Consider the following 10,595-nt stretch of genomic DNA (forward strand, 5'->3'; position numbering starts at 1 on the left):
CCGGGAAGTACAGGTAGCAGACCCCGCCGGTGCCGGAGACGACCTTGCCGCTGGCGTTGTGGCGCTTGGTTCGCAGCCAGATGTTCTCCGTATGGCTTCGCTTTGGTCAGCTTCCTGCGGCGATTCGCTCTCGCGCCCCCTTGGCCGCTCTGACCTGCACGTCTTACGCGACATCAGCCGTTCATAGCCTGACACAGGCGAGCCGTGTCGCTCATTCTGGATCTCCCCATCCACTCCCAGCGAGGCGGTCGCTCCCCAGAAACTCCCCGCGCTGGCGGGCCACCGAGGGCTCCGACCTGGCCTTAATCTGCCTCGTCGTCCGATCCGAGCCGCCCCGGGGAGTATGCCTTGCCCTGGCGCTCGCTCGCGGCTTTACGGGAGCGCTCCATGTCGTACACGCAGGCCTGGCAGGCGCGAACGTCCTGGACGCCGCCGGCCGAGGGTCGGATCGTCTTGACGTGAGCGGTGGGCAGTTCGCCCTTGCGGGGATGCCGAAAGCAGACCCCTGGCTGCCATTCGTAGAGGTCGAGGATCTCCTGACGGTCCATGTGGTTCTCCTGGTTGTGGGGTGGGCCGTGTGGGAGTGGGGGGTGGTGCGCGCCTGCCCATCGCATTCAAAGGGATGCAGGTCAGGGGCTTGTTTCACCCTTTCGGGTGAACAGGTGTTCGATTCGTGGACATTACACGGAGCCGTGCGGCATATGCCAGAACGCCGCACGGCCGGGTTGCCAATCTTGATCGACTGGCGACCGTTTGGGTACTGACACAAGATCACGAACGCCGAAGCGTGTGAAGCGTGCCAGCCCGCCGTACCCCGAGACCCGACTGGGTCATGCAGCGCCGCGTCGCCCTAGGGCACCGGATCGCCGAGCTAAGACACCGAGCGGACCTCTCACAGGAGCAGCTGGCACACCTCGCCGGCATGGAACGGCGATCCATCCAGCGCTACGAGGGCGCTCGCAGAGACCCACAGTTCTCGGACCTCCTGCTGATCGCTCATGCCTTACGGGTGCACGTCACTGACCTGCTAGGTAGCGGCCCCCAGCCGCCTTCCGGACCGGGTGTATCCGAGTCAACAACAAGTTGACCATTCACGGAAGTGCGCCTGCCGCAACATCTGAGCGGGATCCCGACCTTAGCCCTGGATTTTGCCTGTCAGTCAACCTGTGGCCTGTGATCCTGCGGTCCGGACCTGCCGATACGCGGCGTCCGCAAGGTCGTTGTACGTCCGCCACAGGGCTTCCGCCGCGTCGCAGGCGCCGGCGTCGATGTCGCGGCAGCCGTGGCAGCGCAGGCGGTGGCCGGTCCAGGCGCTGTAAGCCTCCTGCACGGGCGTGAGGTCGGTGTGCGCGGCGACTAACCGCCTACCGCGAGTGGTGCCAGGGTCCGTAGGCTCGTCCACGTCGACGCTCCCTTAGCAGCGTGGGCCATGCCCCCGGGCCGTGACCGCGGTCGCGGGGGTCCTGCAATTGCAGGCTACCCCGCTTGTATCGCTCTGTCTCGCTACGTAGTGAGACGTAGCCCGAGATGCTGACTCGTAGTGCCCTGCCTAGCGTCGCCTGCATGGGAATGGACCCGGATGCCGAGATCGACCACGAGGGCCCCGTCACCCCGTACCGGCAGCTCGCGGAGATCCTGAAGGCGCGCATTGCCCGCGGCGACTGGGCTGAGGGCCGGCCGATCGCGTCCGAGACGCGGCTGGTGCAGGAGTACGGGGTCGCGAGGACGACGGTGCGGCGCGCGCTTGACGTGCTCGTTGAGGAGCGGGTCGTGTGGAAGGTGCAGGGCCGCGGCACCTACGTCGGGCAGCCGCCAGAGGCGGAGTCGTAGAAGTCGTAAGTCGTTCACTGATTCCCCTTGGGATCGGCACCCTGGGTAGTCGACGCTGGTCACATGAACGCGATCGACCTTGATGAGCGTGGGTTCGAGGCTGTCCAGCCCGCCCACGATGGGGCTACCTGCACCTGCGGCGAGGCGTGGTTCGTCCTCGATGGCGACAACATGGCACCCAACGGTGCGGTCTGCATGACGAAGGATGGCGTCGTTACCGGCTATGCAGGTCGCCCACGCTGCATGTCGTGTGGTCGGGTGTACACGCTGCCGCGGCCGCCCGCCGAGAATCCGTAGCCGCTGTCAGACCTCGCCCGTAGGATCGGCATCATGCCCACCTCTCCCCCGTCGGATGGTGCTGCTCGGTCTGCCGAGGCCCTGCAGGCGGAGATCCGCGCCCTGCTGGTGGAGACCGGCGGCTGGCTGTGGGGGCCGACCCGGGACCGGTACGAGCAGCTGCGGGACGAGTGGGTGCGCGCTGTGCGGAACCAGGTCACCACCGCTGCATGATCACGTTGCGGCTGTCCGCAAAGCGATCCGACCTGCCCATTCCTCACTCTCGTGGCGCCGGGGAAGCGATCCGCGACGTGCCACGTAGGATCCCGGGGTGGCACACACCTTCGATGACCTTGTGGCGCTGGAGCAGGCGGCCGAGGAGGCGCACGCCCGCTACACGACGCCCGGCAACGTCGACCTGGACGCCGCGCGGCATGCCTGGCTCGACGCCGCGCACGCCTTCCAGGCCGCCGTCACCGAGTACGCGAAGGCCGAGGGCAAACCGCGGATCGACGTCGAGATGGCCGTGAAGAAGACCGTCCGACACGGGGATGCAGACTAGGCATCCGACCAGACGGGGGTGGATGGCATGTATCAGCAGCGAGACGCTCTCACCGAGCTCGTTAGGCGCAGTGTCGGCGAGGGCCGCCGCATGACGACGCGCGAGTTTGCGGCGTCTGCAGTGGATCCGCAGTCCGGCTGGGCACCCAGCAAGAGCCTCGTGGGCAACATAATCACCGGGAAGCCCTACAAGGTGACCCCGAAGCTCGTTTCCGCCATCGCCGCCGGGTTGGATCTGGACCGTCAAGTCGTGGCTGCGGCGGCGCACTTCCAGGCGATCGGCTACGCGGAGGAAGAACTGAGCGGCGGGGCTGCGCGGCAGCTGCTGCACATCCTCGGTCCCAACGCCGACGCGCGACAGGAAGAACCCGCGCAGTCCGCCCCGTCTGCGTGACCAGGCGGGGCGGGACCACTCAGCGCCAGCAAGGGCTGATAGATGGCCCCAGCCTACGTCGGGCCACTGACAGCGCCCGGGCGTCGCGTCGACAAGACGTACCGGCCGGGCTGGGAGTCCTCTTCGCTGCCGACGATGTCGTCCTGGCATCCGCACAGGCAGGTGTCGTCGTCCTCGCGGTGCGGAATCATGTTGCCCCAGCGGCTCATCCGCGCCTCCTCCGTCCGCGCCAGCATGGCAGACGGTCAGCCGCGAGATGGCCACTCCGTCAACGTCTCGCCGGTGGCCTCGTCAGTGAGGGTGACACGGACGCCGGGCCGCCCGTAGTCGCCGATCAGCCCGCTCACCTTCGAGCGTGCCGTGGCCTCGCTCCCCCACCAGCCATGCAGTACGGGTCGGCCGTCGATCGTCAGCAGGACGTAGTAGCGGGAAGGGTCACTCACGCGAGCCGGATTCCGCGGGTGCGGCCGGCGGTGCGGACGATGGCGCCCTTCCGCTCCAGTTCGACCAGCTGGTAGTGGACGCTGGACCTGCTGCGTAGGCCGACGGCGGCAGCGATCTCCGCACCGGTGGGCGCTTCACCCTGGTCGGCGATGGTCTGCCGGATGTGGCGGAGGATGCGCTCCTGGATGACGGTGAGGTGGTCTACGCGGTGCTGTGCCATACCCCCCAGTAGAAACCTTGTTCGATTTATGGGGCAAGCTGGGAGGCGTGACCGATCTGCCGCCCGATCTGCCGCGTCTCCGCACCCTGGAGCGGTGGCTCGCCCTCGCCCTTGCCGAGGTGCGGCAGGCCATCGCCGTAGCCGAGCAGCGGGAAGCCGAGCGCCAGCGCGGTATCGCCGCCCGCCCGCCGGCACCGGACTGGCTCCTGGAGCAGGGCCTCACCGGACGGGTGCCGGTGTACGTCCACGCAGGCGGCTGCCACATGGCGGGCAGGAGGTCCCGGCCCGCCACCGCCGGCCAGGCGCGGCAGGCCCTCGCCGAAGGAGTGGACGCCTGCCCGCACTGCCGGCCCGACACCGGCCTCGGCTACCTCGACGGCTAGGCCGACCGGCGCGGCTTGCGCGGAGCCGCCTTCTTGGCCGCGGTCTTCTTGGCGGGCCGCTTCTTCGCGGTCTTCTTCGGCGGCGGCATCTCGTGGACGTCGGCGTCTCCGCCCTCGCCCCGTGACGCCTTCGCCTTGGCCACGGACGCGTTCAGTGCGGCCATGAGGTCGACGAGCTGCCCCGGCTCCTCCGCCGGCTCCGGCATCTGCGGCGGCGCGATGTGTTGCCGCTTCGCTTCGATGATCTGGGCGACGGCCTCCGTGTACCGGTCCTGGAATTCGTCGCCGACCAGCTCGTCGACGGTCATGGTGTCCATCAGGGCGAGCGCGCCCTCGACCTCTTCCTCGGTCACGTCGACAGGAGGGGGCAGCAGTTCGGTGGGGTCGCGGATTTCATCCGGCCAGCGCATGGGGTGGAGGACGATGACGTCGTCGCGGACGCGGAGCAGGCCGAGACGCTCGCGTCCTGACCAGGCGTACTTGGCCACCGCCACCTTCGAGGAGCGGCCGAGGGCCTGGACGAGCAGCTTGTACGGCTTGGCGGCGACCTGCCCGTCAGGCTGGAGGTAGTAGCCCTCGCCGATACGGATCGGGTCGACGGAGTCGAGGGGCACGAAGGCTTCGATCTCGATCGCCTTCGCGGTCGGCAGCGGCAGGTTCCGCAGATCGTCGTCGCTGATGGGGATGACCTGCGTCTTGCTCAGCTCGTAGCCCTTGCCGATCTCCGACTGGGCGACCTCGCGGTCCTCGAGTTCGCACACCTTGCGGTAGCGGACCCGGCCCATGTCCTCCAGGTGGTACTGGTGGAACTGGATGGAGTGGTTCTCGGTGGCCGACTGCACGTTGATCGGCACGGTGACCAGGCCAAACGAGATGGCGCCGGACCAGATGGTTCGGGGCATGGCGGACCTCCCAGACGGCCCCGAGCAAGGTCCAGCCTACGAGCCGGGCAGCCGCGTGGCCTCCCGTGGGGAGCCGGGAGGCGCGGCGGGCCCTGCCGGCCGGTCACGCACGGCAGGGCCCAGGAGGGGGATCCGTCACCTGGCGGTGGTGGGGAGGATCCCGCCCTCACACCATGCATCACGATCCAGCCATGCGGTAGATCCGCGGCTGAAATTCGCCGCTGTCAGTGGTGGCAGGCATCATGCCCGCATGCAGAACTACAGCCTCACCTGGACCGACCCTGACGGCCGCCCGCGCGCCTCCGCCGTCGCCTACGACCAACCCAGCGCCGCCGAACGGAAGACCGAGCTGGAGGACGCCGGCTGCACCAACGTTGAGATCGTCGAAGTGAAGCCCGGCGAGCTACCCGAACCGCAGGCCTGACGAGGCAGGCCCGCCTCGACGGGGGACGAGGCGGGCCTGCAAGCAGTGTGGCACGGAGGGATGACAGGGCGGGCGGCTTCTGCGTACCGTGTCCGCGCGGCCTGCCTCGTTCGCAGCGACCCCCTCGGGGGCGTGGGGAGTACCCCGCTGGCAGGCCGCACCCGACAACACGACGCCCTCGCAGGCGAATCGGTGGCGAGGGCGTTCTTATGCGACCTACAGACCGAGACTGAAGGGCTCGATCCCTGTAGGCAGTGGCCGGGTCCCCGTCGTCTGCCCGAGGCGAGGGAGGTCGAGCAGAAGGCAGATCTCCTTGTCCTCATAAGCCCACCGCGCGACTGCGCCCTCCATCATCAGGTGCGCGGCGGTGCGGCTGGGCAGCGTGTAGCCGACCTCAAGCGGCACCTGCCAGGGCCGGGCCTCAAAGGGTGCGTGCAGAGAACCGTAAAGGCCCTTCTCGTGCAGAACGCGGACGCCAAGCGCTCGCCAGAGGTTGACTGGCTCGTCCCACGAGAGCGTGCCGTCGCAGTCCGCCCCGTTCTGCGACATGTCCAGCTTGGCGTGGAACGGATGGCTGACGGCCTCCAACTTCTTCGCGTTCCCCTGGCGGTCCGCGTCGGGGCCGGGCGTCGCGCCGACGGGGATGCGTCGCCGGACGATGCGTCCGTAGACCAGGCCGTCGAGGACGTGAGTGAGGGTGGCGACCTGATGGGGTGGCCAGTAGGCCGGTTCGTGCTGCGTCTGCCCTATCCAGGCGATGAGCTGGCGGCTGTACGCGCCTTCGTAGAGCGAGGCGGTCATGCGGGCGAGCACCGAGGCTCCCGCTGGCTCGCCCTGCATCTCTTCGAGCAGTACGCGGGCGGCGTCCTCGTGAACAGTCACTTCTCCCCCAGTCGGAAGCGGTCGGTGATGCCGTTGAAGAGGGCTTCTGCCGCGTCAACGTGGGCGGCGTTTCTCTGTCCCTTGTTGCGGCGGTTCCAGTAGCCGACGGTGGTGGCGGGGTTGTCGTGGTCGGCGAAGGCTTGAACTTCGGCGAGGGGTTCGCCTGCGTCGAGCATGTGGGTGATGCGGGATGCGCGGAGGACGTGTGGGGTGAGCTTCCGGCAGACCTTGCAGCGGGTGAAGGCGTGGCCCGGCTTGTCGACGGTGAGGCAGGTGAGGACGCGGGCTTTGCGGCCGAGGCGGGTGAGGAGCCGGGCGACGTCGTGCCGGTCGAGCCGGCGGCCGTCGGCGTCGAGGAGGAGCGGTCCTTCGGTGCGGTCCGCGGTGTGCGCGTCGAGGAGTTCGGCGACGGTGACCGGCAGGGGGAGGATGCGCTCCTTGTGTTCCTTGCGGGTGACGTCGAGGTAGGAGCGGCGTCCGCGTTCGATGCGGTCGGTGACGTCGGCGGCGACCATCTCGGTGACGCGTCCGGCGAGGGTGTAGAGGAGGAGGACGACGAGGGCGTCGAACTCGTTCTCTGCCGCGTTGGCGACGGCTTGGATCTCCTCGACTTCGAGGACAGGTGTGCTGCGGGAGGTGTTGCCCTTGTCGACTTTGGGCCGGTCGTCTTGGGTGACGGGGTTCCGCGGTAGGTCGATCTTCTCGGCGGCGTAGGTGTGGAGGGAGGAGAGCGCGTTGAGGTAGCGGGCGATGGTGGTGGGCGGTACGTCGCGGCCTTCCATGCGGAGGCGCCAGGCGCGGATGTGGTCGGGGGTGAAGCAGCCGAGGAAGAAGCGGTCGTGCCCGAGTTCTTGCGCGTAGCCGCCCCAGACGCGGCGGATGTCGTCGACGTAGTTGCGCTTCGTCTGGAGGCTGCCGCGCCGGGTGGAGGACAGCCAGTCCATGACCATGACGAAGGTTTCGGGGGTGACGGCTTCGGCGAGGAGTTCGGCGCGGGGCCGGTAGATGCGCTCCTGCCCGCGGCGGTCGACCTGGACGAGGCCAAGATCGTCGACGAGTTTGCGGCGGACTTCCTCGAACAGGTCCGAGCCGGGCAGCGCGATCGACTGCCCGGCTCGGGTAACCAGTGAATGGTCGACTTGGGTCATCACACCGCCAGCCCCATCTGTGCCAATCGCATGACGATCATCTCCGCAGAGCGCTCGTCCTTCTCTATGCCAACGGCTCGCCGTCCACACGCCACTGCGGCCTCCAAAGTGGTACCGCTCCCGGCCATTGGATCGAGGACCAGGCCGCCGGGCGGTGTGCACTCACGAACGAGCGGTTCAACAACGGCGAGCGGCTTCTCGTCCTGGTGCCGCTTCCGGTATCGCACCGACGGGGTCTCGACAACGTAGGTGACGGAACGAGGCTGACGCATGCCGTCGTCCACCCAAGTGGTCGCACGCCCGTCCCTCTGGTGCTCGGCGGAGCGTGACGCCTTCCGAACAGATCCTCTGTTGGCCGTGGTGCGTTCCCGCTCCCACTCGTGGTGCAGGTCGCTCCACTTGCCGCGGTACCAGTGGTAGGCCCACTCGTGGAGTTTGACGAGACGGTCACGGGAGCCTGGGCCCGAGCCGTTGCGCTTCACCCACAGGGCCTCTTGCGCGAACCTCCAGCCCGTGAAGTCTGCAGCGTGCTCAAGGAACATTCGTGCCGACCCAAAGCACCACAGGCTAGCCGAGGGCGGCAGCACCGCCGCTACGGCATCGACCCAGCCGTCCGGCCATCGGTCCCATTCTGCAGCGGTCTCTCCGTAGGGCGGGTCGGTAACGCACGAGTCAGGACGCTCGGTCAAGCTCGGCAGGATGTCCCGGCAGTCACCGACGTACAGCGTGACGGCATCGTCGGCGTAGTACGGCTGGCTCACGCTGTCTGTCTCCTCTTCCTTAACCCAACTCTCTTGGGTTAATGCTACCCCTACTCTGTTGGGTGTGGGCAGGTATCTGACGACGCAGGAAGCAGCGGACCTTCTCGGCGTGGACGAGCGGACCGTCTACTACTACGTGCGTGATCGCGAGCCGCGTCCGCCGAAGCACAAGGGGACGGACTTCCCAGAGCCGCGGCGGTTCGGGCGGACGATGATGCATGACGAGGAGGAGTTGCTCGCTTGGCGTGCGGCGCATCCGGCTCGTGCTAAGCGCAGGGCGGCCGACGAGGAGCGCCCTGCGGGGTCGAACGAAAGCCCAGGTTCTAGCGCATAAGGGAACGTTATGCGCTAGCAAGCCACTGCAGGGGAGCCCCAGCGGCAGTGCGGCTGTTAGCGTCGGTGAGTGATGATGCGCTACTCCGGCCCTGTGCCGACTGAACAGATCCGTGACCTTCCGACTCCTGAACTCGCCATGGCCCTGCTCCAGTCGTTCGGGGACGTCGCGACGATCAATGCCAACAACATGCTTCGCGGAGCCGAGCAAGCCTTCGACCAGAACGGCGAGCGCGACAAGGATCATCTCCTTGGCCGACTCTCGGATGCCTGGGCGTGGCTGGAGGCCCGGGGACTCATCGGGCCGCACGCAAAGAACACGGACTCCTCCTGGCAACGCGTGACCACCGACGGCCGTGAGATAGCGAAGGATCCGAGCGGTCAGGCGAAACTTTGGGCGGCTGATCGTCTCGCAGGGGTTCTCGACCCGGCTCTCGAGGCAAAGGTGCGCCCGATCTTCAATCTGGGCGACTACGAGACTGCCTGCTTCGCTGCAATGAAGACGGTTGAAGTCGAGGTACGGGCAGCATCGGGCCTGGATGCCTCGCTTCTGGGTGTGCCGCTGATGCGGCAGGCATGGAAGGCCGGCGGACCGCTTGCCGATGAGGGTGCACATGCAGGCGAGGTCGTTGCCCTGATGGAGCTGTTCGCCGGTGCGATCGGCGCCTTCAAGAACCCAGCCAGCCATCGCACCGTTCACTTCGATGACCCCGTAGAGGCGGCCGAAGTGATTCAGCTCGCCGATCTCCTGCTCCGGCTGCTTCGCCGCGCGCAGCGCCGCCGTTCCAACTAGCGGAGGGCCAGCGCCCGTCGGCTCCGGCCCTCCTATCCACTCGCCGCCCTCACGTCGCAGACGGTGGACACGTCCATCGCGTGGGCGTCTCAGGCCAGGCGGCTGACGCCAGAGTACGACGAAGCGCCTCCGCTCCCCTGTTACGGCAGAGGCTCGGGGGCGCAGTCGTGTCATACCCCGGTTCGCTTGCGCGGTTCGTGCTGTATGCGGATGACCATGGCGGTGCGCTGGATCATGAGGATGATGATGGCGAGGACGACGGCTGTGCGGACGCTGCGGAGGATGACCGCGGTGCAGCCCTCGGGCCACAGCGTGATCAGCACCGTGTAGAGGCAGAGCAGACCGACGGCGCCGGCGAAGCCCATGAGGTTCCAGCCGGTGGTGGATCGCCACCAGGGCGCTTTGGCGTGGTAGACGACCGCGAAGGTGGCGCACGCCAGGAAGGCCAGCGCCGACATGATCGAGTTCAACCACTGGTCCGCGCTCAGGTCGCTGGTCATGGCCGTGCTCCTCGACGTTCCGCGAAGGCGAGTTCGATGCGTTCGCGGAGGTGGTTCTCTTGGCGGGCTCGTCGGATTGGGGCGACGGCTGCTTCGACGGCGGGGCGTCGTTCTTCGGCTGCGCGGCGGGCGGTCCGAGAGTGCTCAAGAGCAGCCTCGGACTCGCTCACGTCGGGCTTGTTACGTTCGTGCACGAGGCGGCGGATCCATGCGAGCACTGGCGTTCACCTCCTCGTCGTCCGTCTGCCCGGGGTGTGGCAGGGCGGTGAGGATGTTGCCGCTCAGTCTCGCCATTTCTAGGAGTTCGCCGGTTTGTTCGTGCTCGACCTGGCGGGCCTTCTCTGATTCCAGGTAGGCGGCCCGCCAGTTGTCGCGGTCGGCGAGAGCGTCCTCGTGGGTCTTCCGCGGGACGAGCTTTCCGGTGAGGACGAAGAGGAAGACGAGGACGAGCAGGCCGACGGCGCCGCCATCGACGACGTTGATCCCGAACACTTCGCTGCCCATCACGCCCTCCCCGCTGCTAACGCCATGCTTTGGTCACGCTGTGGTCTTGATGGTGCTGGTCTGTTCGAGCCGGGTTGTGGCGAGGGGCGGGGTGACGATGAACCGTTCGACGACGGCGAGGAGGGCGGCGATGGTGGCCATCCAGAGGGCCTGCCGGTCGGCGGACCAGTCGAGGCCGAGGCCGACGAAGAGAGACATGACGGCCTGGGCGGTCTGAAGGATGGCGGCGGCCCAGGCGCC

At 67.7% G+C, this 10,595-nt stretch carries 21 protein-coding genes and 1 pseudogene; 10 read left to right on the top strand and 12 right to left on the bottom strand.

Annotated features, from left to right (window positions below; all coding sequences use genetic code 11):
* Window positions 1–302 precede the first annotated feature (302 nt).
* Entirely contained in the window at window positions 303–548 is a 246-nt protein-coding gene (locus tag ABZY13_RS32950; RefSeq protein WP_356637401.1) for a hypothetical protein, read from the bottom strand.
* A gap of 284 nt (window positions 549–832) precedes the next feature.
* Here ABZY13_RS32950 and ABZY13_RS32955 point away from each other — a divergent pair, with 284 nt between their 5' ends.
* Window positions 833–1,087 (top strand): helix-turn-helix transcriptional regulator, encoded by a 255-nt coding sequence (locus ABZY13_RS32955; RefSeq protein WP_356637403.1) that lies wholly within the window; start codon window positions 833–835, stop codon window positions 1,085–1,087.
* A 72-nt stretch (window positions 1,088–1,159) separates the two neighbouring features.
* Here ABZY13_RS32955 and ABZY13_RS32960 read toward each other — a convergent pair whose 3' ends face one another.
* Window positions 1,160–1,330: a hypothetical protein gene (locus ABZY13_RS32960; protein WP_356637405.1), complete on the bottom strand. Its 171-nt coding sequence runs from the start codon at window positions 1,328–1,330 to the stop codon at window positions 1,160–1,162.
* A 233-nt stretch (window positions 1,331–1,563) separates the two neighbouring features.
* Here ABZY13_RS32960 and ABZY13_RS32965 point away from each other — a divergent pair, with 233 nt between their 5' ends.
* The 5 genes from ABZY13_RS32965 (at window position 1,564) to ABZY13_RS32985 (ending at window position 3,061) form a co-directional block, all read left to right on the top strand.
* The gene (locus ABZY13_RS32965; RefSeq protein ID WP_356637407.1) at window positions 1,564–1,830 is read left to right on the top strand and encodes a GntR family transcriptional regulator; all 267 of its coding nucleotides are present in this window, start codon (window positions 1,564–1,566) and stop codon (window positions 1,828–1,830) included.
* Between the two features lie 63 nt (window positions 1,831–1,893).
* A complete protein-coding gene (locus ABZY13_RS32970) occupies window positions 1,894–2,127 on the top strand; it encodes a hypothetical protein (RefSeq protein WP_356637409.1) in 234 nt (77 codons plus the stop codon).
* A gap of 33 nt (window positions 2,128–2,160) precedes the next feature.
* Window positions 2,161–2,340: a hypothetical protein gene (locus ABZY13_RS32975; protein ID WP_356637411.1), complete on the top strand. Its 180-nt coding sequence runs from the start codon at window positions 2,161–2,163 to the stop codon at window positions 2,338–2,340.
* Window positions 2,341–2,437: 97 nt separating this feature from the next.
* Window positions 2,438–2,668 (top strand): hypothetical protein, encoded by a 231-nt coding sequence (locus ABZY13_RS32980; RefSeq protein WP_356637413.1) that lies wholly within the window; start codon window positions 2,438–2,440, stop codon window positions 2,666–2,668.
* A gap of 90 nt (window positions 2,669–2,758) precedes the next feature.
* Window positions 2,759–3,061 carry a hypothetical protein gene (locus tag ABZY13_RS32985; RefSeq protein WP_356637415.1) on the top strand — a complete coding sequence of 101 codons (303 nt, stop codon included), beginning with the start codon at window positions 2,759–2,761 and terminating at the stop codon, window positions 3,059–3,061.
* Window positions 3,062–3,114: 53 nt separating this feature from the next.
* Here the strand turns inward: ABZY13_RS32985 and ABZY13_RS32990 are convergent, their stop codons facing one another.
* Genes ABZY13_RS32990 through ABZY13_RS33000 form a run of 3 tightly spaced genes read right to left on the bottom strand, consistent with a single transcriptional unit; the run spans window position 3,115 to window position 3,725 of the window.
* Window positions 3,115–3,270 (bottom strand): hypothetical protein, encoded by a 156-nt coding sequence (locus ABZY13_RS32990; protein WP_356637417.1) that lies wholly within the window; start codon window positions 3,268–3,270, stop codon window positions 3,115–3,117.
* Between the two features lie 36 nt (window positions 3,271–3,306).
* The gene (locus ABZY13_RS32995) at window positions 3,307–3,504 is read right to left on the bottom strand and encodes a hypothetical protein (RefSeq protein ID WP_356637420.1); all 198 of its coding nucleotides are present in this window, start codon (window positions 3,502–3,504) and stop codon (window positions 3,307–3,309) included.
* Window positions 3,501–3,725 (bottom strand): hypothetical protein, encoded by a 225-nt coding sequence (locus ABZY13_RS33000; protein WP_356637422.1) that lies wholly within the window; start codon window positions 3,723–3,725, stop codon window positions 3,501–3,503. Before ABZY13_RS33000 ends, ABZY13_RS32995 begins: the two co-directional genes overlap by 4 nt.
* 47 nt (window positions 3,726–3,772) lie before the next feature.
* Between ABZY13_RS33000 and ABZY13_RS33005 the strand changes: the two genes are divergently transcribed.
* Window positions 3,773–4,108: a DUF6233 domain-containing protein gene (locus ABZY13_RS33005; RefSeq protein ID WP_356637425.1), complete on the top strand. Its 336-nt coding sequence runs from the start codon at window positions 3,773–3,775 to the stop codon at window positions 4,106–4,108.
* Here ABZY13_RS33005 and ABZY13_RS33010 read toward each other — a convergent pair.
* Complete coding sequence (locus tag ABZY13_RS33010; protein ID WP_356637428.1) at window positions 4,105–5,010, bottom strand: Ku protein; 906 nt, start codon at window positions 5,008–5,010, stop codon at window positions 4,105–4,107. The two genes, ABZY13_RS33005 and ABZY13_RS33010, sit on opposite strands and share 4 nt — an antisense overlap.
* A 250-nt stretch (window positions 5,011–5,260) precedes the next feature.
* Between ABZY13_RS33010 and ABZY13_RS33015 the strand changes: the two genes are divergently transcribed.
* Window positions 5,261–5,434: a hypothetical protein gene (locus ABZY13_RS33015; protein WP_356637430.1), complete on the top strand. Its 174-nt coding sequence runs from the start codon at window positions 5,261–5,263 to the stop codon at window positions 5,432–5,434.
* A gap of 216 nt (window positions 5,435–5,650) precedes the next feature.
* Here the strand turns inward: ABZY13_RS33015 and ABZY13_RS33020 are convergent, their stop codons facing one another.
* From ABZY13_RS33020 to ABZY13_RS33030, 3 genes are read right to left on the bottom strand one after another with little or no spacing between them, the layout of a single operon-like run.
* Window positions 5,651–6,316: a hypothetical protein gene (locus tag ABZY13_RS33020; RefSeq protein ID WP_356637432.1), complete on the bottom strand. Its 666-nt coding sequence runs from the start codon at window positions 6,314–6,316 to the stop codon at window positions 5,651–5,653.
* Window positions 6,313–7,464, bottom strand: a complete 1,152-nt coding sequence (locus ABZY13_RS33025; RefSeq protein ID WP_356637434.1) for a tyrosine-type recombinase/integrase — start codon at window positions 7,462–7,464, stop codon at window positions 6,313–6,315. The genes ABZY13_RS33020 and ABZY13_RS33025 overlap by 4 nt, the downstream gene beginning before the upstream one ends.
* Window positions 7,464–8,225: a site-specific DNA-methyltransferase gene (locus ABZY13_RS33030; protein ID WP_356637436.1), complete on the bottom strand. Its 762-nt coding sequence runs from the start codon at window positions 8,223–8,225 to the stop codon at window positions 7,464–7,466. The genes ABZY13_RS33025 and ABZY13_RS33030 overlap by 1 nt, the downstream gene beginning before the upstream one ends.
* Before the next feature lie 64 nt (window positions 8,226–8,289).
* Between ABZY13_RS33030 and ABZY13_RS33035 the strand changes: the two genes are divergently transcribed.
* Both ABZY13_RS33035 and ABZY13_RS33040 read left to right on the top strand, forming a co-directional pair.
* Window positions 8,290–8,559 (top strand): helix-turn-helix domain-containing protein, encoded by a 270-nt coding sequence (locus ABZY13_RS33035; RefSeq protein ID WP_356637438.1) that lies wholly within the window; start codon window positions 8,290–8,292, stop codon window positions 8,557–8,559.
* Window positions 8,560–8,631: 72 nt separating this feature from the next.
* A complete protein-coding gene (locus ABZY13_RS33040; RefSeq protein WP_356637444.1) occupies window positions 8,632–9,351 on the top strand; it encodes a TIGR02391 family protein in 720 nt (239 codons plus the stop codon).
* Window positions 9,352–9,521: 170 nt separating this feature from the next.
* Here the strand turns inward: ABZY13_RS33040 and ABZY13_RS33045 are convergent, their stop codons facing one another.
* From ABZY13_RS33045 to ABZY13_RS33055, 3 genes and pseudogenes are all read right to left on the bottom strand, one after another.
* The gene (locus tag ABZY13_RS33045) at window positions 9,522–9,851 is read right to left on the bottom strand and encodes a hypothetical protein (protein ID WP_356637440.1); all 330 of its coding nucleotides are present in this window, start codon (window positions 9,849–9,851) and stop codon (window positions 9,522–9,524) included.
* Window positions 9,852–10,031: 180 nt separating this feature from the next.
* A complete protein-coding gene (locus ABZY13_RS33050) occupies window positions 10,032–10,355 on the bottom strand; it encodes a hypothetical protein (protein WP_356637442.1) in 324 nt (107 codons plus the stop codon).
* A 33-nt stretch (window positions 10,356–10,388) separates the two neighbouring features.
* A pseudogene (locus tag ABZY13_RS33055) lies at window positions 10,389–10,595 on the bottom strand (hypothetical protein); the annotation flags it as partial.

Origin of the sequence: Streptomyces sp. NPDC006610, assembly GCF_040611575.1 — a bacterium.
GTDB lineage: Bacteria > Actinomycetota > Actinomycetes > Streptomycetales > Streptomycetaceae > Streptomyces.

Excerpts from the sequence above, each read along its gene's own strand:
- ABZY13_RS32950 (WP_356637401.1), bottom strand. The coding sequence starts at position 548 with ATGGACCGTCAGGAGATCCTCGACCTCTACGAATGGCAGCCAGGGGTC.
- ABZY13_RS32955 (WP_356637403.1), top strand. The coding sequence starts at position 833 with ATGCAGCGCCGCGTCGCCCTAGGGCACCGGATCGCCGAGCTAAGACAC.
- ABZY13_RS32965 (WP_356637407.1), top strand. The coding sequence starts at position 1,564 with ATGGGAATGGACCCGGATGCCGAGATCGACCACGAGGGCCCCGTCACC.
- ABZY13_RS32970 (WP_356637409.1), top strand. The coding sequence starts at position 1,894 with ATGAACGCGATCGACCTTGATGAGCGTGGGTTCGAGGCTGTCCAGCCC.
- ABZY13_RS32975 (WP_356637411.1), top strand. The coding sequence starts at position 2,161 with ATGCCCACCTCTCCCCCGTCGGATGGTGCTGCTCGGTCTGCCGAGGCC.
- ABZY13_RS32985 (WP_356637415.1), top strand. The coding sequence starts at position 2,759 with ATGACGACGCGCGAGTTTGCGGCGTCTGCAGTGGATCCGCAGTCCGGC.
- ABZY13_RS32990 (WP_356637417.1), bottom strand. The coding sequence starts at position 3,270 with ATGAGCCGCTGGGGCAACATGATTCCGCACCGCGAGGACGACGACACC.
- ABZY13_RS33000 (WP_356637422.1), bottom strand. The coding sequence starts at position 3,725 with ATGGCACAGCACCGCGTAGACCACCTCACCGTCATCCAGGAGCGCATC.
- ABZY13_RS33010 (WP_356637428.1), bottom strand. The coding sequence starts at position 5,010 with ATGCCCCGAACCATCTGGTCCGGCGCCATCTCGTTTGGCCTGGTCACC.
- ABZY13_RS33015 (WP_356637430.1), top strand. The coding sequence starts at position 5,261 with ATGCAGAACTACAGCCTCACCTGGACCGACCCTGACGGCCGCCCGCGC.
- ABZY13_RS33025 (WP_356637434.1), bottom strand. The coding sequence starts at position 7,464 with ATGACCCAAGTCGACCATTCACTGGTTACCCGAGCCGGGCAGTCGATC.
- ABZY13_RS33040 (WP_356637444.1), top strand. The coding sequence starts at position 8,632 with ATGATGCGCTACTCCGGCCCTGTGCCGACTGAACAGATCCGTGACCTT.
- ABZY13_RS33045 (WP_356637440.1), bottom strand. The coding sequence starts at position 9,851 with ATGACCAGCGACCTGAGCGCGGACCAGTGGTTGAACTCGATCATGTCG.
- ABZY13_RS33050 (WP_356637442.1), bottom strand. The coding sequence starts at position 10,355 with ATGGGCAGCGAAGTGTTCGGGATCAACGTCGTCGATGGCGGCGCCGTC.